Source organism: Pseudomonas sp. LAMO17WK12:I1 (genome assembly GCF_900177315.1).
Classification (GTDB): domain Bacteria; phylum Pseudomonadota; class Gammaproteobacteria; order Pseudomonadales; family Pseudomonadaceae; genus Aquipseudomonas; species Aquipseudomonas marginalis.
This window is the reverse complement of record NZ_FWZV01000003.1, coordinates 127,458-150,022: the sequence shown is the minus strand read 5'-3', so window position 1 is coordinate 150,022 and position 22,565 is coordinate 127,458. Positions and strand designations below refer to the sequence as shown.

The window sequence follows — 22,565 nt, the reverse complement described above, 5'->3', positions numbered from 1 at the left end:
GTGTTCCGTGAGGCCTGTTGACACCCTTTACCTGCTGGGGCTCGCCGCCATCTGGGGCGCGAGCTTTCTGTTCATGCGCATTATCGCGCCGGAAATCGGCACGGTGCCGACCGCATTTTTCCGCGTATCGATTGCCGCCGCCGGGCTATTGGTGATCCTGGCGATGGCGCGGGTGAACTGGGATTTCCAGGGCAAGTTCAAGACAGTCCTGTTGCTGGGGGTGATCAACTCGGGGATCCCGGCGACCATGTATTCGGTGGCCGCCCAGGTGCTGCCGGCGGGTTACTCGGCGATCTTCAATGCCACCACGCCGTTGATGGGGGTGTTGATTGGCGGGCTGTTTTTCAGCGAACGCCTCACCCCGTCGAAAATCGCCGGGGTGTGCCTGGGTCTGTTCGGTGTAGGCGTGCTGACCCGTGCAGGACCGGTGGCGTTTGACCTGGAATTATTGATGGGCGCACTGGCTTGCCTGTTGGCCACCACCTGTTATGGCTTTGCCGGGTTCCTCGCCAGGCGCTGGCTGGACCAGCGCGGCGGCCTGGACAGTCGTCTCGCGGCCCTGGGCAGCATGCTGGGCGCGACGCTGTTTCTGCTGCCGTTGTTTGCCTACAGCGCGATCAGCCATCCGCCGGCGAGTTGGGGTGGGTGGCAAGTGTGGCTGTCGTTGCTGGGGTTGGGGCTGGTGTGTACGGCGTTTGCGTACGTGTTGTACTTCCGGCTGCTCACCGCGATTGGGCCGGTGAGGTCGATGACCACCACCTTCCTGATCCCGCCGTTCGGCGTGTTGTGGGGGGCGTTGTTGCTCGACGAGCCGTTATCGATGGCGCATTTATATGGCGGCGTGTTGATTGCCGGGGCGTTGTGGCTGGTATTGCGGCCTCGAAAACCGTAGGCGCCGGCTGGCCGGCACCTACGGGGGGCATCAGTTTTTGCGGAACACGAAGACCAGCCCAATGATGATCAAGCCCATCCCCAACAGGCTCAGCATCGCGAGCCGATTGCCGAAGATCAGGTAATCCATCACCGCCGTCACCGCCGGCACCAGGTAGAACAGGCTGGTGACGTTCACCAGGTTGCCCCGGGCGATCAGGCGGTACAGCAACAGCGTTGCCAGCAACGACACCACCAGGCCCATCCACAGCACCGGCAGGTAAAAGCCGGCGTTGTGTTCAACATGGAACGGCTGGAACGGCACGAACACCGAACACAACAGCAGCCCCGCCAGGTACTGCACCGGCAGGGTACCAAGGGGGTTGTCGGTGATGCGCTTTTGCATGATCGAGCCGAAGGTCATGCTTGCCAGGGCCAGCAGCCCGAACAGCATCCCGGCCAGGGACATGCCCGCCAGCCCGATGCCTTGGTAGACCACCATGATCAGCCCGGCCAAGCCCAGACTCAGGCCGAACATCCGGCGCCAGGATCGCTGGCGCTCCATCAGCACCACGGTGAGGATCGGCTGCACCCCCATGATGGTCGCCATGACGCCGGGGGTGACGCTGAGGTCCAGGGCCAGCAGATAGAAAATCTGATAGGCCCCCAGCAACACCAACCCGGTTGCCGCCGCGTACAACAGGGGCTTGCCGGGACGCGGCAGTTTCAGCGTGAGGATCGGCACCAGCACCACCAAGCCTGCAAGGGCGACGGCAAAGCGGATCAGCAGGAAGGCGAAGGGTGACGCATGGGCCAGGCCCAGCTTGGAGAAGATCGCCCCGCTGCTCCACAGCAGGACAAACAGGCTCGTCGAGGCCGCCGCGGCCACGGAGTGTTTCGAAAGAACGGACATGGTTACCACCTGTAATCAGGCAAAAAAAGCCGATTCAGCCGCAGAGGCTGAAATTCAGTAGTTTTTTTCAGGCAGGCAGAGCGGGCACAGCAACGTGCCGATCAGCCCGAAATGCCAACACCCGGCGGTGATACGACTGCGTACACCGGCGTGCTACTGACAGGTGGGGGGTAGTGACTGATCTGCGCAGGCTGCTTGTTCGCGCACGGCACGCGCACAGCGTTGACCGCTGAATCGACTACCGCTATGCGCAGGGAAGCTGGCATGTGCTGATCTTTTTGAAGGGATAAGGACGCGAGGACTATAACCAGCCGATGACATGTTTTGCAATCACTTGCCCAAGCCCTTTTGCGGGGAGGCGTTTTCACGTTTCGGGGCGCGGGCCGTCGCTATAATGCCAACCGGTTTTTTCCAAGGATTCCCCCATGCTCCCATTGCCCTGGCTGTACCTGGCGCTTCTTTCCATCGGCTATGCGCTGGCCTTGGCCTACGGGCAACTGGGCGTACTGGCGCTGGTGTCCGTCGCCCTGCTGTTGATCGCCGGCTATGCCGTACGCCAGCAGCGCACGCCGTGGGCGCGTTACCTGGGTCACGGGCTGTTTGTCGTGTTGGCGCTAGGCCTGGCGATGCACTGGCTGCCGGGGTTCCATAACGGTCGCGGCATTGCCCCGCAGCGCTTCACCCCCGATGCCGTGCCGTTCTCGATGTATCTGAACCAGGACAAACCGCTGATTGGTTTCTGGTTGCTGCTGGCCTGCCCGTGGATTGTGGCGCGGCGTCCGTTGCGCCTGTCGATCTGCGTCACCGCGTTGGTGCTGCCCCTTACCGCCATCGTCGCGCTGGGTGGCGCAGCCTTGCTGGGCGTGATCAGTTGGGCGCCGAAATGGCCGGACCAGGCCTGGCTATGGGTGCTCAATAACCTGTTGCTGGTGACCCTGGTGGAAGAAGCCCTGTTCCGTGGCTACATTCAAGGCGGCTTGAGCCGGCGCTTCAGACAGTTGCCCTACGGCGAAAACCTCGCGCTGCTGCTGGCATCGCTGCTGTTCGGCCTGGTGCACGTGGGTGCAGGGTGGCAATGGGTGCTGCTGGCGGGCATCGCCGGGGTCGGTTATGGCCTGGCGTATCGGTTTGGCGGGCTGGGTGCGGCGATTGCCACGCACGTTGGCTTGAATCTGCTTCACTTCGGGTTGTTTACCTATCCGATGCTGGCAGGCTGATGACTGCCTTCGGCGCTGCCCGGGTACTTTTACGACATTGGTAACACCTCGTAACCAGCCGAACGGTCAGTAGTCGGCCGCGTGCCCTTTGGGCAGAATCCCCCTTCGTTATCGCCCCACTCCGCACAACCCGGTCCCTACGCGCTGACACGCCTGGCACTGCGTTGAAGGCAGCTGTGCACCCGCGTTTCAGGCCCAGCTTTTACTCACCCTCCATACAAGAAGCCATCCCCATGCCTCTCAAGACACTGTCTATCTTCGGCACGCGCCCGGAAGCCATCAAAATGGCGCCGATGGTGATCAATCTCGCCAATGACGACCGTTTCCACTCGAGAGTGTGTGTCACGGCGCAGCACCGAGAGATGCTGGACCAAGTGCTTGAGCTGTTTGGATTGGTACCTGACTACGACTTGAACATCATGAAGCCGGATCAGAACCTGACGGATGTGACGACGGCAATCATCCAGGGGCTGCAAGCTGTCCTGGAAGACTTCAAACCCGATGTGATCCTCGTCCACGGGGATACGGCGACCACTTTTGCAGCCAGTCTGGCGGCCTATTACCAACAGATACCCGTTGCCCATATCGAAGCCGGGCTGCGTACCCACAACCTCTATTCCCCCTGGCCCGAGGAGGGCAACCGACGCCTGACCGGCAGCCTTGCCTCGATGCATTTCGCCCCCACCCAAACCTCGCGGCAGAACCTGATCAATGAGGGGGTGGCCGCCGAATGCATTCATGTCACGGGCAATACAGTGATCGATGCACTGCTCAGCGTTGTAGAGAAACTTCACGCCCCGACATCCCCTCTGCGCGGCCGCCTTGACCGGCAATTTGCCTTTCTGCCCCAAGACCAGCGGATGATCCTGGTGACAGGCCATCGCCGGGAAAACTTTGGTGACGGTCTTGAACGTATCTGCCAGGCCCTGGCTGAAACCGCCGCGCGTTTCCCGGCGGTGACCTTTGTCTACGCCGTGCACCTGAATCCCAATGTGCAGGAACCCGTGCGACGGCGACTGGCGAGCATCAGCAATGTACATCTGATCGAGCCGCTGGATTACCTGCCGTTTGTCTACCTGATGACCCGGGCGTACCTGATTCTCACGGATTCGGGCGGTATCCAGGAGGAAGCACCTGCACTGGGCAAGCCGGTGCTGGTGATGCGTGACACGACTGAACGCCCCGAGGCAGTCGATGCCGGGACGGCGCGGCTGGTGGGCACGGAGATCGCAAGCATTACCCACCACCTCAGGGAGCTGCTCAGCGATGACGCGGCCTACCGGGAGATGAGTAATGCCCACAACCCCTACGGTGACGGCAGAGCGTGCACACGCATTCGCGAAGTTCTGATCACAACCTGGCGAAAAAACGAGGCCGCGGCATGAGCGTGCCGACGCTCTGCGTCCTGGGCCTGGGTTATATCGGCTTGCCCACCGCCGCGCTGTTTGCCTCGCCGCAACGAACAGTCATTGGCGTCGATATAAACCCGCATGTCGTGGACCTCATCAATCTCGGCCAAGTGCATATCATAGAGCCCGACCTGGACCGGTTGGTCCGCTCGGCGGTCAGCCACGGCTACCTGCGGGCGACAACCCGGCCGGAGCCGGCGGATGCCTTCCTGATCGCCGTGCCCACCCCATTCCTGGAAAACCGCGAGCCAGACCTGAGCTATATAGAAGCGGCCTGCCGTGCCATCGCCCCGGTGCTGAAAAAGCACGACCTCGTGATCCTGGAGTCGACTTCTCCGGTCGGTACCACCGAACTGCTGGTGAAATGGCTGGCCAGTGTGCGTCCGGACCTGACCTTTCCCACCACCCATCAGCAAGCCAGTGACATCCGCATCGCCCACTGCCCCGAACGGGTACTGCCAGGGCATGTCTTGAGGGAATTGGTCAGCAATGACCGCATCATCGGGGGCATGACCGATGCCTGCTCAGCCGCAGCAGTACGGCTTTACCAGCAGTTTGTCGAAGGCCAGTGCATTGTCACTGACACACGCACCGCGGAAATGTGCAAGCTGACCGAAAACAGTTTCCGCGACGTCAATATCGCCTTCGCCAACGAACTCTCGATGATCTGCGCACAGTTGAAGATCGACCCATGGGAGCTGATCCGCCTGGCCAACCATCATCCGCGTGTGAATATCCTGCAGCCCGGGCCTGGCGTCGGTGGGCACTGTATAGCGGTGGACCCGTGGTTCATCGTCAGTAAAACACCGGACCTGGCGCTGTTGATCCGCACCGCACGCCTGGTCAACGACAGCAAACCCCAGTGGGTCATCCAGCAAGTCAAGGTGGCGGTGGCCAACCTTTTGTTCAAGCACCCCGGGCTGCGCGCGCACAACGTGCGAATTGCCTGCTATGGCCTGGCGTTCAAGGCAGACATCGACGACCTGCGTGAAAGCCCGGCACTTGGCATTGCCCGCCAGTTGGCCAACGAACTGGGGATAACGCTGCTGCTGGTCGAGCCCAATATCGATGCACTGCCCGACGACCTGACTGGCCATTCCCTGACCGACGTGGCCTGTGCCTGGGACAGCGCCCATATCCATGTGTTGCTGGTCGGGCATCGCGAATTCAGATCCATGTCAGCGCGACATAGCAACGGCGTGGTGATTGATGCTGCCGGCGTACTGGCGAACTGACGATGAATAATCCACAGCCACTCGCCGATACCCATGATCGCGTCATGGAAGCCTATTACGGCAAGCTGGGCGAACACTTCATGCAGGAAACCCGTGCGCGGATCCATTGGATCTGCGCACAGGTCACCGGCAGGACAGTACTCGACGTAGGTTGCTCCCAGGGCATTATCCCCGTGTTGCTGGCCCGTGAAGGCCACAGGGTCACGGGCGTGGATAACGACCCCAGGGCGTTCGAGCAGGCCAAAGATTACCTGAGGGCCGAACCCGATCACGTGCAGCGCAACGTCCGCTACTTGAATGCAGACTTTATGTCGCTGGACACCCAGGGCATGGAACCTGACAGCATCGTGATCAGTGAAGTGCTTGAGCACCTCATCCACCCGGCAGCCTTCGTCGAAAAAGCCGCATCGATGCTCAAGCCGCGTGGCCGGCTGATCATCACCGTGCCGTTCGGAGTGAATGACTTCCTTGACCACAAGCACACGTTCTACCTGCTGGAACCCTTTCGGCTGTTGAGTGCGTACCTGCAGGTCATCCAGGTCGAAATGCTGGGCAAGTGGGTGGGAATGGTCGCCATCAAAACAGAACCCGAGGGCTGTTCGCTGGGTGTCGAGCATCTACGTCAACTGGAAGCGGCGTTCGAGTCCGTCGAGCGTAACCTGCTTGGCCAGGTAGCCGGCGGTCGCCAACAGCGGGAACAGGTCAATCAGAAATACCGTGAAGCGACTGAGCGCATTCAGCAACTCAAGAACGAACTGGCGTACTCAACCGAGTGCAATACCCGGCAGCAAGGGCAAATAGAAGTCCTGACCGCCAATCTGCAGCGCGCAAACGCCAGGTGCCACCTGCTGGAAAATCGCTTGATCAAGACGCGGGCCAGCACCACTTATCAGTTGGGGTATCAACTGCGTGTGGGGGTGGGCTCGCTACGTGAATGCCTGCTTTTGCCTGGCGCCTTGTTCAAGCTGTATCAACAAGCCCGCGCACGTCGCAAAGGCAACGCACCTACGGCCCCCCCTGGCGATGATGCGATCCCACCGGCGCTGCCTGGCACCGCCGCTTTCCTTGTCACGCCGGCCCCCACTCCGCTGGCGGATGCAGAGCATGTGCGCAGCCAGCTGTTGCTTGCCCCCCATGACACGGCCAAGCCCTTCAGAATGGCCTGTGTGATGGACACCTTTACCCATGAGGCCTACCGGTATGAATGCGAGCTGTTGCAACTGACACCGGACCAGGGCCTGGCCGAACTGCAATCGTTCCAACCCGACCTGCTGTTTATCGAATCCGCGTGGCGCGGCCAGGATGGCCGCTGGCATAACAAGATCGCCCAGAACAGCACAGAGCTGCGCCAGGTCTTGCAGTGGTGCCGGGAACACAAGGTGCCAACGGTGTTCTGGAACAAGGAAGATCCGGTGCACTTCGAGACGTTCCTGGGTACCGCCACACAGTTCGACCTGGTGTTCACCACGGATATCGACTGTATTCATCGCTATAAAAGCGCGCTGGGGCATGAGCGTGTCTACCTGCTGCCCTTTGCCTGCCAACCGGCGATGCACAACCCGATCGAGTTGTACGAGCGCAAGGATGCGTTCTGTTTCGCCGGTGCCTACTACTGCCGATACCCCGAACGGACGCGGGACCTGGAACACTTCGTCAATGCCCTGCCGGGCTTTCGTCCGCTGGAAATCTACGATCGCAACTTCGGCCAGTCAGAAGCCAACTATCAGTTTCCGGCCCGATATCGGGGCTACATTGCCGGTACGCTTGAGGCGACACAGATAGACCTGGCCTACAAGGGCTACCGGTATGCGATCAATCTCAATTCGGTCAAACAGTCGCAATCCATGTTCGCCCGTCGTGCCTTTGAATTGCTGGGTTCCAACACCCTGACCGTCAGCAATTTTTCTCGCGGCCTGCGTGTGCTGATGGGCGACCTGGTCATCTGCAGCGACAACGGCCAGGAGGTCTTGCGTCGCCTCGACACGCCCGCCGGACACGCCAGGCTGCGGTTGGCAGGGCTGCGAAAGGTGATGCTGGAACACACCTATGCCCACCGGTTGATGTATGTGATGAGCAAGGTGACCCATCGCGTGCATGACCTGCCACTGCCGACGATTTGCCTGGTCGCTGAGGCGGCCGACGAGGCTCAATTGCAGGCGCTCATTGAGCATCTGCGGCGTCAGCGCTACCCCCGCGTCAAGCTGTATGTCGTGGTAAGCGACGCGCCGGCAAGGCAGCCCGCCACCGTTGACCCGCGCTTGCAGCTGATTGAGCGCAAACAGCTGGACAAGCTCACCCTCGGCGAGCTGGCAGGCGGCGCCGACTGGTTCGGCGCCATGCTTGCCGTGGACTACTACGGCCCTCACTACTTGCTCGACCTGGCCTTGGCCACGCGCTACAGCAAGGCCCGGGTGATCGGCAAGATGGCGCACCATGCCGCGGACGAACAGGATATACGCCTGATAAACCCAGGCCAGGAATACCGCAGTGCCACCGGGATAGCGGCACGTCGGGCCTTGATCAAGACAGAAGTGCTGGCACAACAGCCCGCCCGTGCCTGGCTGGAAAGCCTCCCGGCGCTCACCTACACCCACCCTCCATCCCTCGCGATCGATGCGTTCAACTACTGCGAAAACGCCGCGGGCACTGATCGACAGCACGTCGTTGCGGTGGTGGATGACCTCGAGCTGAACAGCGGAATCAGCCTCCAGCATCTCCAGCGCAGCAGTGAAACGATCCCGCCACTGAGCGCAGATACTGATGGCCCGCTGAGCAACGGCCGGGACCTGTCAGAACTGTTCGGCCCGCTGCGCAGCAAGTATCTGCGCGCGCAGGTCGAAGGCGGCACCTGGCATATCGACTCCTCCCTCGCGGACGGAAAACATGAATATCACTACGCCAGGCACGAGTTGAACGTTGCCCAGCTGAAACAGGCCGACGACACCTTGAGATTGCTGCTCGATGCCACGCCGGGCCTGAACCTGCAACTGGTCGTGCTGTATCTGGATGCGCAGAAACAACGGATCAGCCATGTCATGCAGCAGGCCAATCGCAATCAGGCCTGGGATATACCGCCCGAAACAGCGTACCTGCGCCTGGGCCTGCGGGCCCACGGCAGCGGCAGCACGACGATCAAGGCATTGGTTCAAGGACACCGGGAAATCCAACCCTCCCACCTCCTCGCCAAGGCCGCGCACCTGCTGCTGACCAACCACTACCCGGCCTATGACGACCTGTACCGTAATGGCTTTATTCATACCCGTGTCATGGCCTATCAGGAACAGGGCCTGGCGGTAGATGTCTTTCGTCTGCGCCCCGACGAGTCGATCAGTTATCACGAATTTGAAAATGTCGACGTGGTGACCGGCCCGGGCAGCGCCCTGGCAAGCATGCTGGACAGCGGACAGTACACGACACTGCTGGTGCACTTCCTGGATCCGCAGATGTGGGAAATAGTGCGCCCCTACTTGCCCCGCCTCCGGGTGATTGCCTGGGTGCACGGCGCGGAGATCCAACCTTGGTGGCGCCGGGCTTACAACTATGGCGACGAAACACTGTTGCAACTGGCCAAGCTCGACAGTGAGCGACGCATGGGCTTCTGGCTCAGCCTTTTGCAACCCATGCCGCCCAATCTGCAACTGGTATTCGTCTCCCGACAGTTTGCCGAAGACGTCATGGAAGACCTGGGGTTCAGGTTGCCGAGGAGTCAATACCGAGTGATCCACAACCCCATCAATACGCGGCTGTTTGCCTATCAGGAAAAACCGCCTGAGCAGCGCAAGAAAATCCTCTCGATCCGCCCCTATGTGTCACGCACCTACGCCAACGACCTGAGCGTCAAAACCATTCAACTGCTGGCGACCAAGCCATGGTTCAACGAACTTGAGTTCCTGATGGTCGGTGACGGACCCTTGTTTGAAGAAACCCTCGCACCGCTGCGTCAGTACCCGAACGTCACCCTCGAAAAACGCTATTTGAAACAATCCGAGATCGCCGACCTGCACAAACACTATGGCGTGTTTCTGTGCCCCAGCCGCATGGACACACAAGGGGTATCGCGTGACGAAGCCATGGCGTCGGGCCTGGTCCCTTTGACTAATCGGGTCGGGGCCATCCCTGAGTTTGTTGACGACGACTGCGGTTTTCTATCGGCCCCCGAGAGTTTCACCGGGCTCGGCGAAGGGATAGAAACACTGTTTTTCAACCCGGAAATATTCAGGGCGAAATCATTCAACGCCAGGCAACGCGTGCTTGCGCAGAGCGCTATGCATTTGATCACCGCGGCCGAACTAAGCCTGATACGGGAACCCCACGGTGAGCCGAGACGTTAAGGCATTGCAATACCGTATCCTGTCGGCACTTCTCTGGTGCGTATGCCTGGGCCAGCACCTCATGAGCATCGCTCCACGTGCGGTGTTGATGGCCCATACCGCACATTTCTGCGCACAAGTGTTGTTGATAACGACGTACTTCCTGCCGATCAAGATTGTCATCCTGCTCGGTTCAGAGACGGTCCCCGCCTATTTGCCAGCCCCGTTGAAAGGCCTCGATCAAACCGCCCTGATCATCGGGCTCGGTCTGTTGACGGTGATCCTTTACGCTTTTTACCTGGGCGCCGGGTTCATGGCCTCCCGTTACTCAAGGGCGGGGGCACGCGCCCTGATAGACGGCGGTGCCGAACCTGCGCGGCTAAAAACCCAATTGGCCCTGGCAGCCAGGACATTTTCCAGGTTTGCGCGGGGTTTATCCGACGCCATGTTTACCCTGATCGTCTTCTGCGTGCTGCTCTACCTCTACCCGTCCCTCCTGGCGATCGGCCTGGCTTATTCCGTGCTCGCTGCGGCTGTGCTGATTGGCTTGAACAACCGTAGCCAACGTGTGCAGGCGGTACTCTCCCGTCACCCACTCACGGTGGCCGATGCGTTTTACTCAATGGGCTTTCTGGCGGCATTCGCCTTCATCATTGTCGACTTTCTCTGCCTGACGCCTCCCCACCTGTACATCGCGTTGATAGCGCTGATCCTGATACGTCAAAGCCTCAGCAGACTGAAGGTCCTGACCCAGGACATTCTTTACCTGAACACCCACGCCCCGAGCATCAACCGGATGTTTCTCGCCCTCCACCCGACCCGCTGAACCCCGTCCACATCAACAGGAGTCTCCCGTGCCCCGCATCGCCATGATCGTCTGGAATGAGTTCCGCAACGACGCCCGCGTATTGAAGCAAGCCCGGACACTCCAGGCAGCCGGTTATCAAGTCACCGTGTTCGCCCTGCATGCGCCCGGCGTGACGCATCGCAAGGAGGTGCTGGCCGAAGGCATCCGCGTGGTACGCGTAGCGCGCAGCGTGCGCTGGGGTGCGGCCAACGCCGGATCGCCCCCATCGCCAGGCCCGTTCGCAGCCGAACAATCGATGCCCCTGCGACGCATTCTTTCGCGGCTTTGGGTACATGCAGGGCTGCTGCTACGCATCGCCCTGCATCGCGCTGCGGTGGTGCATGCCCACGACGTCAATACCCTGCCCACCGCCTGGCTGGCGGCCCGGCTCAGCGGCGCCAGGCTGGTGTATGACGCCCACGAAATCAGCACCAGCCGCGAGGGGTATGCGCGCTTTCGCAGCTGGGTAGGTTGTGTCGAAAAAACCTTGATGCCCAGGGCCGAAGGCATCATTACCACCACGCAAAGCCGGGCCAGGTTTTTTGCCAGGGCCTATGGAATCGCCCGCCCGCTGGTACTGCAAAACCGCCCCTGCCTGAGCGCCACCTCACCCGGCCAGAGGATTCGCCTTGAGTTGGGCTTGCGACACCCCTGGCCTATCGTTGTCTATCAGGGCGGCCTTCAACAGGGGCGCGGGCTGGAACGCTTGCTACGCGTGGCGGCGTCGTTGCAAGGCGCTTACCTTGTATTGATCGGGAGCGGCAGGCTTACCCCTGCCTTGATGGCATTGCGCACGGAACTTGGCCTGACAGACCGAGTGCACTTTATCCCGACCGTTGCACTGGCGGATTTGCCCAGCTACACCGCATCAGCCGATATCGGTGTGCAGCCGATCGAAAATACCTGCCTGAACCACTTCACCACCGACTCGAACAAATTATTTGAATATGTCATCGCCGGGCTGCCCGTGGTGGCCACGGACTTTCCGGAGATTCGCAAGATTGTCCGGGCCTACTCCATAGGACTTTTGGTACCGGCAGGCTCGGAGCAATCACTGCGCACCGCACTGCAGTGCCTGATCGATGAACCGTTATTGCGTCAGGCACTGGCGCAAAACGCAAAAAATGCCGCGCTGCATTTAAATTGGGAACGGCAGGAAAGCACGCTGGTGGCGCTGTACGAGCGTGTACTGCGGCGTAAAACCGAGGTGCGCGTATGACCAAGCGCATTCTCATATTGAGCTATTACTTTCCGCCCGATCTGTCGGCATTTCGCGTCGAGGCGTTGGTCAAGGCCTTGTTCACCCACGGTAACGGTGAGATAGAGATCGAGGTACTGACCACCCAGCCAAACCGCTACCCGTCCTATGAGGCTGACCCTGCCCACACCGCGCATCAGCCGAAGCTGTCCGTCACCCGCATCGGCCTCCCCGCGCACAGATTCAGCGCATGGGGCCAGGCCTGGGGGTTTGCCCACTATGCCTGCGGCGTCCTTCAGGCCGTGAAGGGTAAGCCGTATGACGTGATCGTGGCCACCTCTTCGCGACTGATGACGGCCGCACTGGGCGCCGCCATCGCGCGCAGAAAACACGCGCCTCTCTACCTGGATATTCGCGATATCTTTGTCGACGTCCTGCCCGAGCTTTTCCCCGGTGTTGTCGGCAAGCTCCTGGCACGGGTGTTTTCCCGCCTGGAAAAAGTCACCCTTGGGTATGCGACGCGGGTCAACCTGGTATCCCCCGGCTTCCTGAATTACTTCGCGCCTCGTTATCCACACAAGACCTTCTCAACCTACACCAACGGTGTGGATGATCTGTTTCTTGAAACCCCCTTCCCTACCGAACCGCCTGACGACCCGACACGCCTGCTGAAGATCGTCTACGCTGGCAATGTCGGCGCCGGCCAAGGCCTGGAAAAAATCCTGCCCGCCCTGGCCGAACGGCTGGCAAACAGGGCCTGTTTCTATGTCATTGGCGATGGCAGCACGATGAAAAAACTGAGCGAGGCGCTGATCAAAAGAAACGTAAGGAATGTCGAGCTTATTCCTCCCATGCCTCGCCATAGACTGATTCACTACTATCAGCAAGCGGATGTGCTTTTTTTGCACCTTAATAGCTTTAAGGCATTCTTGAAGGTCATCCCTTCCAAGCTGTTTGAATATGCAGCCACTGGAAAACCAATCCTGGCGGGGCTGGAAGGCTATTCAAAAGCGTTCACTCTTAACCATATTCCCAATGCTTGCGTGTTTGCCCCCGCAAACCCGGACGCTGCCGTTGCCGCACTCGCCCGTCTTGATCTGGGTACCACCGACCGAGCGGCATTTCTACAGGAGTATTCCCGCAGCAGGATCCAGCAACGCATGGCTCTGGACATTCTCGATACCACAACACCCGAAGAGCCGTGACCCTGGAAACTGCCAAGCCGATTGTTGCAAAAATAAGTTAAATAAACCCCCGTTACCGCCGATACCCAATGAAAGCCTTGCGGATTGAACAATCATGCGTAATAACCAGCCCGTTACCCAGCGCGAACGTACCTTCCCCGCTCAGCAACGGTTGATCTCCACCACAGATGCCAAAGGCGTGATCACCTACTGCAACGACGCATTCGTCGAAATCAGTGGATTCTCTCGCGACGAACTGGTGCGTGCCCCGCACAACCTGGTCCGTCACCCGGACGTGCCAGCGGCCGTGTTCGGGCATATGTGGACCACGCTCAAACAAGGCTTGCCATGGATGGGCATCGTTAAGAACCGTTGCAAGACGGGCGATCACTACTGGGTCAACGCCTATGTGACGCCGGTCTTCGAAGGCAACCAGGTGGTCGGCTACGAATCGGTGCGCATCAAGCCCACCGCCGAGCAGATCCGCCGTGCCGAGGCGCTCTACCAACGCATCAACCAGGGCAAGTCAGCCGTTCCCCAGCGGGACAAGTGGCTGCCGGTGTTGCAGGACTGGCTGCCGTTTATCCTGATCAGCCAGTTGAGCTTCATGATCGGTGCGTCGCTCAACTCCCACTGGGGCTTTGCCCTGGCGGCGGGTTTGTCGGTGCCATTGGGCCTGCTGGGCCTGAGCTGGCAACAGCGCGGCCTCAAGCGCCTGCTGCGCCTGGCCGAACAGACCACCTCCGACCCGTTGATCGCGCAGATGTACACCGACAGCCGTGGTGCCCAGGCGCGCCTGGAGATGTCGATCCTCAGCCAGGAGGCACGCCTGAAGACCTGCCTGACGCGCCTGCAGGATACTGCCGAGCACCTCAACGACCAGGCGGCCCAGTCCAATACCCTGGCGCATAACAGCTCCAGCGGCCTGGAACGCCAGCGCGTGGAAACCGAGCAGGTGGCCACGGCGGTCAACCAGATGGCGGCAACCACCCAGGAAGTGGCCAGCCATGTGCAGCGCACGGCCGATGCGACCCAGGAAGCCAATCGCCTGACCGGTCGCGGTCGCGATATTGCCGGGGAAACCCGCGAGGCGATTCAGCGTCTGTCGGTGGCCGTGGGCGAGACCGGCGTGACCGTCACCCAACTGGCCAAGGACAGCGACGAGATCGGCGGCGTAGTCGACGTGATCAAAGGCATTGCCGACCAGACCAACCTGCTGGCGCTCAACGCCGCCATTGAAGCGGCGCGGGCCGGTGAGATGGGCCGTGGGTTTGCGGTGGTCGCCGATGAAGTGCGCCAACTGGCGCAGCGCACGGCTGAGTCGACCGGGCAGATCCATGCCCTGATCGCCAAGCTGCAGCAAACCGCTGCCGCTGCCGTGCAAACCATGGACACCGGGCATCGCCAGGCCGAAGAAGGCGTGGCGCGGGTGATGGAGGCGGACCAGGCATTGGTGGGCATCAGTGAAGCGGTGGCGCATATCACCGACATGACCACCCAGATCGCGGCCGCCACCGAAGAGCAAAGCTCGGTGGCCGAAGAGATCAGCCGTAACATCAGCACCATTGCGCTGTTGGCGGACCAGACCTCGGAGCAGGCGTTGAACTCGGCGCAGTTGAGTGAAGAGCTGACGCATACGGCGAATACCCAGTATTCGTTGGTCGAGCGTTTCAACCGGTAGACCGCTATCGGGAGCAAGCCCCCTCCCACAGTTAACCGCGTACATCCCTTGGAATGCGGTCGAATGTGGGAGGGGGCTTGCTCCCGATTGGCCCTAGCAGGCGCTGAGAAACTCAGCCACCTGCACGGCCGCAGCCTCCAAATGCTGCTCATGCGTAAGCCCCGAAGCCTTCAACGGCTTCAAGTCGTGATCCCCCGCCACCAGCCACATCACCTCGATGCTCGGCGACAAATCATAGCCCTCCACTGCTCCCCGATTGCCCAGGGCATCCCGTTCGCCCTGCACGATCAGCGTCGGCGTGCTCAGCCCGGACAAATGCTCGACCCGTGGTTTCTCCGGTTTCCCCACCGCATAGAACGGATACCCCAGGCACACCAGCCCGTCGGCGGCCAATTCGTCCGCCAACAGACTCGCCATGCGCCCGCCCATGGACTTGCCGCCAATGGCCAGTTTCCCAGCGACATGACGTCGCACCTCGGCATACACCCCGCGCCAGGCTTCCAGCAGTCTTGGCGCCGGGTTGGGCGGGCGTTTGCCGCCGTCCAGTCGGCGCTGGGCCATGTAGGGAAACTCGAAGCGCAACACGTTGACGCCATGCCCGGCAAGGCGTGCAGCCATGTCGTTCATGAAGGATGAGTCCATCGGTGCGCCGGCACCATGGGCCAGGATCAACGTCACGCAATCACCCGAAGCAACGCCCGACGCGACATCCCAAAGCCAACCGTGTTCCCGCACACACTGCGCCCATTGATCCCCGTCAATACTGGCCTTGTGCTCTTTGCCCATGCTTGCCTCGCTATTCAGTCTGCCTATAACTCCAGCCCAAGTGCCGCATTTGCTTGGGTTGAACCGTGGATGGGGAACCATGAACACTACTTTAAGTACCGCCTATAACTACAAGGTGGTCCGCCAATTCGCCATTATGACGGTGGTGTGGGGCATCGTCGGCATGGGGCTCGGGGTTTTTCTCGCCGCCCAATTGGTTTGGCCCGCGCTCAACTTCGACTTGCCCTGGACCAGCTTCGGCCGCCTGCGCCCACTGCACACCAACGCGGTGATCTTCGCGTTCGGTGGCTGTGCGCTGTTCGCCAGCTCCTTCTACTCGGTGCAGCGTACCTGCCAAACCCAGCTGTTCGCGCCGAAAATCGCCGCGTTCTGCTTCTGGGGCTGGCAACTTGTCATCCTTCTGGCCGCGATCAGCTTGCCCTTGGGCTACACCAGTTCCAAGGAATACGCCGAGCTGGAATGGCCGATCGACATCCTGATCACCATCGTCTGGGTGGCCTACGCCATCGTGTTCTTCGGCACGGTGATGAAGCGCAACACCAAGCACATCTACGTCGGTAACTGGTTCTTCGGTGCGTTCATCATCACCGTGGCGATCCTGCACATCGTCAACAACCTGGAAATCCCGGTCAGCCTGACCAAGTCCTACTCGCTGTATGGCGGTGCGACGGATGCCATGGTGCAGTGGTGGTACGGGCATAACGCGGTAGGCTTTTTCCTCACCGCCGGCTTCCTCGGGATGATGTACTACTTCGTGCCGAAACAGGCCGAGCGCCCGGTGTACTCCTATCGCCTGTCCATCGTGCACTTCTGGGCGCTGATCACCCTGTACATCTGGGCCGGTCCTCACCACCTGCACTACACCGCGCTGCCGGACTGGGCACAGTCCCTGGGCATGGTGATGTCGCTGGTACTGCTGGCGCCGAGCTGGGGCGGCATGATCAACGGCATGATGACCCTGTCGGGCGCCTGGCATAAGTTGCGCAGCGACCCGATCCTGCGCTTTTTGGTGGTGTCCCTGGCGTTCTACGGCATGTCGACCTTCGAAGGGCCGATGATGGCGATCAAGACCGTCAACTCGCTGTCCCACTACACCGACTGGACCATCGGCCACGTACACGCCGGCGCCCTCGGCTGGGTAGCGATGATCTCCATCGGCGCGCTGTACCACATGATCCCGAAAGTCTTCGGTCGCGAGCAGATGTACAGCCTCGGCCTGATCAACGCGCACTTCTGGCTGGCCACCATCGGCACCGTGCTCTACATCGCCTCGATGTGGGTCAACGGCATCGCCCAGGGCCTGATGTGGCGTGCGATCAACGAAGACGGCACCTTGACCTACTCCTTCGTCGAAACCCTGGTGGCCAGCCACCCAGGCTTCATCGTGCGGCTGGTGGGCGGTGCGGTGTTCCTCAGCGGCATGTTCCTGATGGCTTACAACACATGGCGCACCGTGCGCTCGGCACAACCTGTCGAAGCCGCCCCTGTCGCGCAGATGGCCTGAGGAGTCTGTGATGAAACACGAAACGATTGAAAAGAACGTCGGCCTGCTGATGCTGCTCATGGTGCTCGCCGTGAGCATCGGTGGCCTGACCCAGATCGTCCCGCTGTTCTTCCAGGACGTGACCAACAAGCCGGTGGAAGGCATGAAGCCCTACACCGCGCTGCAACTGGAAGGCCGCGACATCTACATCCGCGAAGGCTGCGTACAGTGCCACTCGCAGATGATCCGCCCGTTCCGCGCCGAGACCGAGCGCTACGGCCACTACTCGGTGGCCGGTGAAAGCGTGTGGGACCACCCGTTCCTGTGGGGTTCCAAGCGCACCGGGCCTGACCTGGCGCGCGTCGGCGCACGCTACTCGGACGACTGGCACCGCGCGCACTTGTACAACCCGCGCAACGTCGTGCCCGAGTCGAAAATGCCGGCCTACCCGTGGTTGGTCACGGCGGCGGTCGACAGCAGCCACACCGAGACCAAGTTGAAAGTGATGCGCACCCTCGGCGTGCCGTACACCGACGACGACATCAGTGGCGCCGTGGCCAGCCTCAAGGGCAAGACCGAAATGGACGCGCTGGTTTCGTACCTGCAAGTACTCGGCACTGCCATCAAGAGCAAGAGGTGAGCCATGGGATTTGAATTCGATGCGGGCACCATCCGCGGCCTCGGCACGCTGGTGGTCGCCATCGCCTTTATCGGCCTGTCGCTGTGGGTGTTCAACAACCGGCGCAATGCGGAATTCGAGCAGGCGCGCCTGCTGCCCTTCGCCGATGAACCCTCTCCAACCGACGCTCAAGAAGAGCCTGTAACAAGGAGCAACCGGCCATGACTACCTTTTGGAGTACATGGATCTGCGTACTGACCCTCGGCAGCCTGATCGGCCTGACCTGGCTGTTGTTCGCCACCCGCAAGGGCGAGACCAAGGGCAGCGTCGACCAGACCATGGGCCATGCCTTCGACGGTATCGAGGAATACGACAACCCCCTGCCCCAGTGGTGGTTCATGCTGTTCGCCGGCACCCTGGTGTTTGCCGTCGGCTACCTGATCCTCTACCCGGGCCTGGGCAACTGGAAAGGCGTGTTGCCGGGCTATGAAGACGGCTGGACCTCGGCCAAGGAGTGGGACAAGGAGATGGCCAAGGCCGACACCAAGTTCGGACCGATCTTCGCCAAATTCTCGGCCATGCCCGTGGAAGAAGTCGCCAAAGACCCGCAGGCACTGAAAATGGGCGGTCGCCTGTTCGCCTCCAACTGCGCGGTGTGCCACGGCTCGGATGCCAAGGGCGCATTCGGCTTTCCAAACCTGGCTGACAACATCTGGCGTTGGGGCGGTTCGGCCGAAGCGATCAAGACCACCATCATGAACGGTCGCCACGCGGCGATGCCGGCCTGGGGCGACATGCTCGGCGACGACGGCGTGAAAAACGTCGCCGCCTATGTGCGCCACGACCTGGCCAAGTTGCCATTGCCGGCCGACAGCACCGCCGACCTGGCCGCAGGGCAAGCCGCATTCAACACCACCTGCGTGGCCTGCCATGGTCCGCAGGGCCATGGCATGGAAGCCATGGGCGCGCCGAACCTGACCCTGCCCGCCGGCTACATCTACGGCACCAGCCTCGCGCAGTTGCAGCAGACCATTCGCCACGGCCGCCAAGGCCAGATGCCCGCCCAGGAAGTGCTGCAGGGCAACGACAAAGTGCACCTGCTCGCCGCCTACGTTTACAGCCTGTCCCATAACGCTGATGGCGCAACGCCAGAAAGCCCAGCCCAGTAACACCTGACTGCCGCCCCAATCTGGGGCGGCAGCTCTACCGCGCTACGCGACCAAGTGTCGCACCCTTCCAAAGCACACCTTTCCCCTCCTGCCATTCGGGTCTACGCTTGCTTGCACAGCGGACCGATCCTGGCGTACGCGACGACAGTCGTTGCGACCCCCTAAATTTCCTGTCCACTCGATCAGCTTTCGATTTCGGATTTTATCCTTACGCCAAACATGGAAAGGGCGCAGAATCTGGCGTGGAACGCATTGACACAGGTCAGCCTTGCGTTGCAATGGCCCCTTGCTTTCTACATACTTGCGGCCGAATTTTACCTATAAAAAAACCTAAACCGTGGAACCTTAGAATGAGCACAGCAATCAGTCCGACTGCTTATAACTATAAGGTAGTCCGCCAGTTCGCCATCATGACGGTGGTCTGGGGGATCCTTGGCATGGGGCTCGGGGTGTTCATCGCCTCGCAACTGGTTTGGCCGGAATTGAATTTCGGTCTGCCATGGACAACCTTCGGCCGCCTGCGCCCGCTGCACACCAACCTGGTGATCTTCGCCTTCGGCGGATGTGCATTGTTTGCCACCTCCTACTATGTCGTGCAGCGAACCTGCCAGACACGACTCATCTCCGACAGCCTCGCGGCCTTCACCTTCTGGGGTTGGCAAGCGGTCATCGTCGGCGCCATCGTCACCTTGCCGCTGGGCTACACCACGACCAAGGAATACGCCGAGCTGGAATGGCCGATCGCGATTCTGCTGGCCATCGTCTGGGTGACCTACGCAGTGGTGTTCTTCGGCACCATCGTCAAGCGCAAGACCAAGCACATCTATGTGGGCAACTGGTTCTACGGGGCCTTCATCCTGGTGACGGCGATGCTGCATATCGTCAACCACGCCTCGTTGCCGGTCAGCCTGTTCAAGTCCTACTCGGCCTACGCCGGGGCGACGGACGCGATGATCCAGTGGTGGTACGGCCACAACGCCGTGGGTTTCTTCCTCACCACCGGTTTCCTGGGGATGATGTACTACTTCGTGCCGAAACAGGCCGAACGGCCTATTTACTCGTATCGCCTGTCCATCGTGCACTTCTGGGCGCTGATCACCCTGTACATCTGGGCCGGCCCGCACCACCTGCACTACACCGCGCTGCCGGACTGGGCCCAGTCCCTGGGCATGGCGATGTCGATCATCCTGCTGGCCCCGAGCTGGGGCGGCATGATCAACGGCATGATGACCCTGTCGGGCGCCTGGCATAAGCTGCGCACCGACCCGATCCTGCGCTTTTTGGTGGTGTCCCTGGCGTTCTACGGCATGTCGACCTTCGAAGGGCCGATGATGGCGATCAAGACCGTCAACTCGCTGTCCCACTACACCGACTGGACCATCGGCCACGTACACGCCGGTGCCCTCGGCTGGGTAGCGATGATCTCCATCGGCGCCCTGTACCACATGATCCCCAAACTGTTCGGCCGTGTGCAGATGCACAGCGTCGGGCTGATCAACGCGCACTTCTGGCTGGCCACCATCGGCACCGTGCTCTACATCGCCTCGATGTGGGTCAACGGCATCACCCAGGGCCTGATGTGGCGTGCGATCAACGATGACGGCACCCTCACCTACTCCTTCGTCGAAGCGCTGCAAGCCAGCCACCCTGGTTTCATCGTCCGCGCCCTGGGGGGTGCGTTCTTTGCCAGCGGCATGCTGTTGATGGCCTACAACGTCTGGCGCACCGTGCGTGCCTCGGACCCGGCAGAAGCCGAAGCCGCCGCCAAGATCGCCGTTGTGGGAGCCCACTGATGAAGCATGAAGTCGTCGAGAAGAATATCGGCCTGCTGGCCTTCTTCATGGTCATCGCCGTGAGCATCGGTGGCCTGACCCAGATCGTTCCGCTGTTTTTCCAGGACGTGACCAACAAGCCGGTCGAAGGCATGAAGCCGCGCACCGCCCTTGAACTGGAAGGCCGCGACGTCTACATCGCCAACGGCTGTGTCGGCTGCCACTCGCAGATGATCCGCCCGTTCCGCGCCGAAACCGAACGCTACGGCCACTACTCGGTCGCCGGTGAAAGCGTGTGGGACCACCCGTTCCTGTGGGGCTCCAAGCGCACCGGCCCGGACCTGGCCCGTGTCGGCGGGCGCTACTCCGATGACTGGCAACGCGCGCACTTGTACAACCCGCGCAACGTGGTGCCTGAGTCGAAAATGCCGGCGTATCCGTTCCTCGTGGAAAACAAGCTCGACGGCAAGGACACCGCGAAGAAGATGGAAGTCCTGCGCACCCTGGGCGTGCCCTACACCGACGAAGACATCGCCGGTGCAGCCGCAGCCGTGAAGGGCAAGACCGAAATGGACGCATTGGTGGCCTACCTGCAAGGCCTGGGCACCATCATCAAAAGCAAACGGTGATTCTTCATGGATATCGGGATGATTCGAGGCCTGGGCACCGTCGTGGTGATGGTGGCCTTTATCGGCCTGGCGCTGTGGGTGTTCAGTCCCCGGCGCAAGTCGGAGTTTGACGACGCGACCATGTTGCCCTTTGCGGATGATCCCGAAGCCATCAAGCACGTCGAGCAAGCTTCTAGGAGTAACAAAGAATGACTACGTTCTGGAGTCTGTACGTCACAGTCCTCAGCCTGGGTACCATCTTCGCCTTGACCTGGCTGCTGCTGTCGACCCGCAAGGGCCAGCGCGCCGAGCAGACCGACGAGACCGTCGGCCACTCGTTCGACGGCATCGAGGAGTACGACAACCCGCTGCCCAAGTGGTGGTTCATGCTGTTCGTCGGCACCATCGTCTTCGCCCTTGGCTACCTGGTGCTCTACCCTGGCCTGGGCAATTGGAAAGGCCTGCTGCCGGGCTACAACTACCTCGACAACGACAAGCAAACCCCGTTCGCCAACGGCCAGACCGGCTGGACCGGCGTGCACGAATGGGAAAAGGAAATGGCCAGGTCGGACGCCAAGTTCGGGCCGATCTTCGCCAAATTCGCGTCGATGCCGATTGAAGATGTCGCCAAGGACCCGCAAGCCCTGAAGATGGGCGGTCGCCTGTTCGCCTCCAACTGTTCGGTGTGCCACGGCTCCGACGCCAAGGGCGCCTACGGTTTCCCCAACCTGACCGACGCCGATTGGCGCTGGGGTGGCGAACCGGCGACCATCAAGGAAACCATCATGAAGGGCCGCCATGCCGTCATGCCGGCCTGGCTGGACATCCTCAAGGAGCAAGGCGTCAGCGACGTCGCCGCGTTCGTCGTCACCAACCTCGACGGCCGCAAGCTGCCGGAAGGCGTAAAAGCCGATGTGGCCAACGGCGAGAAACTCTTCGCCGCCAACTGCGTGGCCTGCCACGGCCCCGCCGGCAAGGGCACTCCCGCCATGGGCGCGCCGGACCTGACCCACCCGGGTGCATTCATCTACGGTTCGAGCTTCGCCCAACTGCAGCAGACCATCCGTTGGGGCCGCCAGGGCCAGATGCCTGCGCAGGAGCAACTGCAAGGCAACGACAAGGTGCACTTGCTCGCGGCGTATGTTTACAGCTTGTCCCATGGGGATAAGAAGGCCGAAGAGCAGTAAGGCTCTCGGAAACAAAAGAGCCCCGCCCAGCGAAAGCTGGCGGGGCTTTTTCATTTCCAAGGCCGTGCCCCCCCCCA

At 61.0% G+C, this 22,565-nt stretch carries 19 protein-coding genes; 17 read left to right on the top strand and 2 right to left on the bottom strand.

Going from position 1 to position 22,565, the window contains the following annotated elements:
• The first annotated feature begins 7 nt into the window (after positions 1 to 7).
• Positions 8 to 892 carry a DMT family transporter gene (locus B9N88_RS05800; RefSeq protein WP_027603746.1) on the top strand — a complete coding sequence of 295 codons (885 nt, stop codon included), beginning with the start codon at positions 8 to 10 and terminating at the stop codon, positions 890 to 892.
• 30 nt (positions 893 to 922) lie between these two features.
• Here the strand turns inward: B9N88_RS05800 and B9N88_RS05795 are convergent, their stop codons facing one another.
• Positions 923 to 1,783 (bottom strand): DMT family transporter, encoded by an 861-nt coding sequence (locus tag B9N88_RS05795; protein WP_027603745.1) that lies wholly within the window; start codon positions 1,781 to 1,783, stop codon positions 923 to 925.
• A gap of 425 nt (positions 1,784 to 2,208) precedes the next feature.
• On the opposite strand from B9N88_RS05795, the gene B9N88_RS05790 reads away from it, so the two are divergent.
• From B9N88_RS05790 to B9N88_RS05755, 8 genes are all read left to right on the top strand, one after another.
• Positions 2,209 to 3,000 (top strand): CPBP family intramembrane glutamic endopeptidase, encoded by a 792-nt coding sequence (locus B9N88_RS05790; protein ID WP_027603744.1) that lies wholly within the window; start codon positions 2,209 to 2,211, stop codon positions 2,998 to 3,000.
• Positions 3,001 to 3,233: 233 nt separating this feature from the next.
• On the top strand, positions 3,234 to 4,385 hold the full coding sequence (gene wecB / locus B9N88_RS05785; RefSeq protein WP_027603743.1) for a non-hydrolyzing UDP-N-acetylglucosamine 2-epimerase: 1,152 nt from the start codon (positions 3,234 to 3,236) through the stop codon (positions 4,383 to 4,385).
• On the top strand, positions 4,382 to 5,644 hold the full coding sequence (gene wecC / locus B9N88_RS05780) for a UDP-N-acetyl-D-mannosamine dehydrogenase (protein WP_027603742.1): 1,263 nt from the start codon (positions 4,382 to 4,384) through the stop codon (positions 5,642 to 5,644). The genes wecB and wecC overlap by 4 nt, the downstream gene beginning before the upstream one ends.
• Before the next feature lie 2 nt (positions 5,645 to 5,646).
• Complete coding sequence (locus B9N88_RS05775) at positions 5,647 to 9,975, top strand: methyltransferase domain-containing protein (RefSeq protein WP_051429300.1); 4,329 nt, start codon at positions 5,647 to 5,649, stop codon at positions 9,973 to 9,975.
• On the top strand, positions 9,959 to 10,780 hold the full coding sequence (locus tag B9N88_RS05770; protein WP_027603741.1) for a hypothetical protein: 822 nt from the start codon (positions 9,959 to 9,961) through the stop codon (positions 10,778 to 10,780). Before B9N88_RS05775 ends, B9N88_RS05770 begins: the two co-directional genes overlap by 17 nt.
• Before the next feature lie 28 nt (positions 10,781 to 10,808).
• On the top strand, positions 10,809 to 12,020 hold the full coding sequence (locus tag B9N88_RS05765; RefSeq protein ID WP_027603740.1) for a glycosyltransferase: 1,212 nt from the start codon (positions 10,809 to 10,811) through the stop codon (positions 12,018 to 12,020).
• Positions 12,017 to 13,204, top strand: coding sequence for a glycosyltransferase family 4 protein (locus tag B9N88_RS05760; RefSeq protein WP_027603739.1), 1,188 nt, complete (start codon positions 12,017 to 12,019; stop codon positions 13,202 to 13,204). Before B9N88_RS05765 ends, B9N88_RS05760 begins: the two co-directional genes overlap by 4 nt.
• A 94-nt stretch (positions 13,205 to 13,298) precedes the next feature.
• Complete coding sequence (locus tag B9N88_RS05755) at positions 13,299 to 14,864, top strand: methyl-accepting chemotaxis protein (protein WP_027603738.1); 1,566 nt, start codon at positions 13,299 to 13,301, stop codon at positions 14,862 to 14,864.
• Positions 14,865 to 14,957: 93 nt separating this feature from the next.
• Here the strand turns inward: B9N88_RS05755 and B9N88_RS05750 are convergent, their stop codons facing one another.
• Positions 14,958 to 15,650, bottom strand: coding sequence for an alpha/beta family hydrolase (locus B9N88_RS05750; protein WP_027603737.1), 693 nt, complete (start codon positions 15,648 to 15,650; stop codon positions 14,958 to 14,960).
• A 79-nt stretch (positions 15,651 to 15,729) separates the two neighbouring features.
• On the opposite strand from B9N88_RS05750, the gene ccoN (B9N88_RS05745) reads away from it, so the two are divergent.
• The 8 genes from ccoN (B9N88_RS05745) to ccoP (B9N88_RS05710) all read left to right on the top strand — a co-directional run bounded on the left by ccoN (B9N88_RS05745) (position 15,730) and on the right by ccoP (B9N88_RS05710) (position 22,488).
• A complete protein-coding gene (gene ccoN, locus B9N88_RS05745; RefSeq protein WP_085205420.1) occupies positions 15,730 to 17,154 on the top strand; it encodes a cytochrome-c oxidase, cbb3-type subunit I in 1,425 nt (474 codons plus the stop codon).
• Between the two features lie 10 nt (positions 17,155 to 17,164).
• On the top strand, positions 17,165 to 17,773 hold the full coding sequence (ccoO, locus tag B9N88_RS05740) for a cytochrome-c oxidase, cbb3-type subunit II (RefSeq protein ID WP_017735321.1): 609 nt from the start codon (positions 17,165 to 17,167) through the stop codon (positions 17,771 to 17,773).
• A 3-nt stretch (positions 17,774 to 17,776) separates the two neighbouring features.
• Positions 17,777 to 17,977: a cbb3-type cytochrome oxidase subunit 3 gene (locus B9N88_RS05735; RefSeq protein ID WP_027603735.1), complete on the top strand. Its 201-nt coding sequence runs from the start codon at positions 17,777 to 17,779 to the stop codon at positions 17,975 to 17,977.
• A complete protein-coding gene (gene ccoP, locus B9N88_RS05730; RefSeq protein ID WP_027603734.1) occupies positions 17,974 to 18,921 on the top strand; it encodes a cytochrome-c oxidase, cbb3-type subunit III in 948 nt (315 codons plus the stop codon). Before B9N88_RS05735 ends, ccoP (B9N88_RS05730) begins: the two co-directional genes overlap by 4 nt.
• 350 nt (positions 18,922 to 19,271) lie before the next feature.
• The gene (gene ccoN / locus B9N88_RS05725; RefSeq protein WP_027603733.1) at positions 19,272 to 20,714 is read left to right on the top strand and encodes a cytochrome-c oxidase, cbb3-type subunit I; all 1,443 of its coding nucleotides are present in this window, start codon (positions 19,272 to 19,274) and stop codon (positions 20,712 to 20,714) included.
• Positions 20,714 to 21,322, top strand: a complete 609-nt coding sequence (gene ccoO / locus B9N88_RS05720; protein ID WP_003193167.1) for a cytochrome-c oxidase, cbb3-type subunit II — start codon at positions 20,714 to 20,716, stop codon at positions 21,320 to 21,322. Before ccoN (B9N88_RS05725) ends, ccoO (B9N88_RS05720) begins: the two co-directional genes overlap by 1 nt.
• Positions 21,323 to 21,328: 6 nt before the next feature.
• A complete protein-coding gene (locus tag B9N88_RS05715; RefSeq protein WP_003193169.1) occupies positions 21,329 to 21,514 on the top strand; it encodes a CcoQ/FixQ family Cbb3-type cytochrome c oxidase assembly chaperone in 186 nt (61 codons plus the stop codon).
• Positions 21,511 to 22,488, top strand: coding sequence for a cytochrome-c oxidase, cbb3-type subunit III (gene ccoP, locus B9N88_RS05710; protein ID WP_027603732.1), 978 nt, complete (start codon positions 21,511 to 21,513; stop codon positions 22,486 to 22,488). The genes B9N88_RS05715 and ccoP (B9N88_RS05710) overlap by 4 nt, the downstream gene beginning before the upstream one ends.
• Positions 22,489 to 22,565 lie beyond the last annotated feature (77 nt).

What these genes read in the sequence shown, in the direction of transcription:
- B9N88_RS05715 (WP_003193169.1), top strand. Translation starts at nt 21,329, where the DNA reads ATGGATATCGGGATGATTCGAGGCCTGGGCACCGTCGTGGTGATGGTG.
- ccoO (WP_003193167.1), top strand. Translation starts at nt 20,714, where the DNA reads ATGAAGCATGAAGTCGTCGAGAAGAATATCGGCCTGCTGGCCTTCTTC.
- B9N88_RS05735 (WP_027603735.1), top strand. Translation starts at nt 17,777, where the DNA reads ATGGGATTTGAATTCGATGCGGGCACCATCCGCGGCCTCGGCACGCTG.
- wecB (WP_027603743.1), top strand. Translation starts at nt 3,234, where the DNA reads ATGCCTCTCAAGACACTGTCTATCTTCGGCACGCGCCCGGAAGCCATC.
- B9N88_RS05775 (WP_051429300.1), top strand. Translation starts at nt 5,647, where the DNA reads ATGAATAATCCACAGCCACTCGCCGATACCCATGATCGCGTCATGGAA.
- ccoN (WP_027603733.1), top strand. Translation starts at nt 19,272, where the DNA reads ATGAGCACAGCAATCAGTCCGACTGCTTATAACTATAAGGTAGTCCGC.
- B9N88_RS05750 (WP_027603737.1), bottom strand. Translation starts at nt 15,650, where the DNA reads ATGGGCAAAGAGCACAAGGCCAGTATTGACGGGGATCAATGGGCGCAG.
- B9N88_RS05760 (WP_027603739.1), top strand. Translation starts at nt 12,017, where the DNA reads ATGACCAAGCGCATTCTCATATTGAGCTATTACTTTCCGCCCGATCTG.
- B9N88_RS05790 (WP_027603744.1), top strand. Translation starts at nt 2,209, where the DNA reads ATGCTCCCATTGCCCTGGCTGTACCTGGCGCTTCTTTCCATCGGCTAT.
- ccoP (WP_027603732.1), top strand. Translation starts at nt 21,511, where the DNA reads ATGACTACGTTCTGGAGTCTGTACGTCACAGTCCTCAGCCTGGGTACC.
- B9N88_RS05795 (WP_027603745.1), bottom strand. Translation starts at nt 1,783, where the DNA reads ATGTCCGTTCTTTCGAAACACTCCGTGGCCGCGGCGGCCTCGACGAGC.
- ccoN (WP_085205420.1), top strand. Translation starts at nt 15,730, where the DNA reads ATGAACACTACTTTAAGTACCGCCTATAACTACAAGGTGGTCCGCCAA.
- B9N88_RS05755 (WP_027603738.1), top strand. Translation starts at nt 13,299, where the DNA reads ATGCGTAATAACCAGCCCGTTACCCAGCGCGAACGTACCTTCCCCGCT.
- ccoO (WP_017735321.1), top strand. Translation starts at nt 17,165, where the DNA reads ATGAAACACGAAACGATTGAAAAGAACGTCGGCCTGCTGATGCTGCTC.
- wecC (WP_027603742.1), top strand. Translation starts at nt 4,382, where the DNA reads ATGAGCGTGCCGACGCTCTGCGTCCTGGGCCTGGGTTATATCGGCTTG.
- ccoP (WP_027603734.1), top strand. Translation starts at nt 17,974, where the DNA reads ATGACTACCTTTTGGAGTACATGGATCTGCGTACTGACCCTCGGCAGC.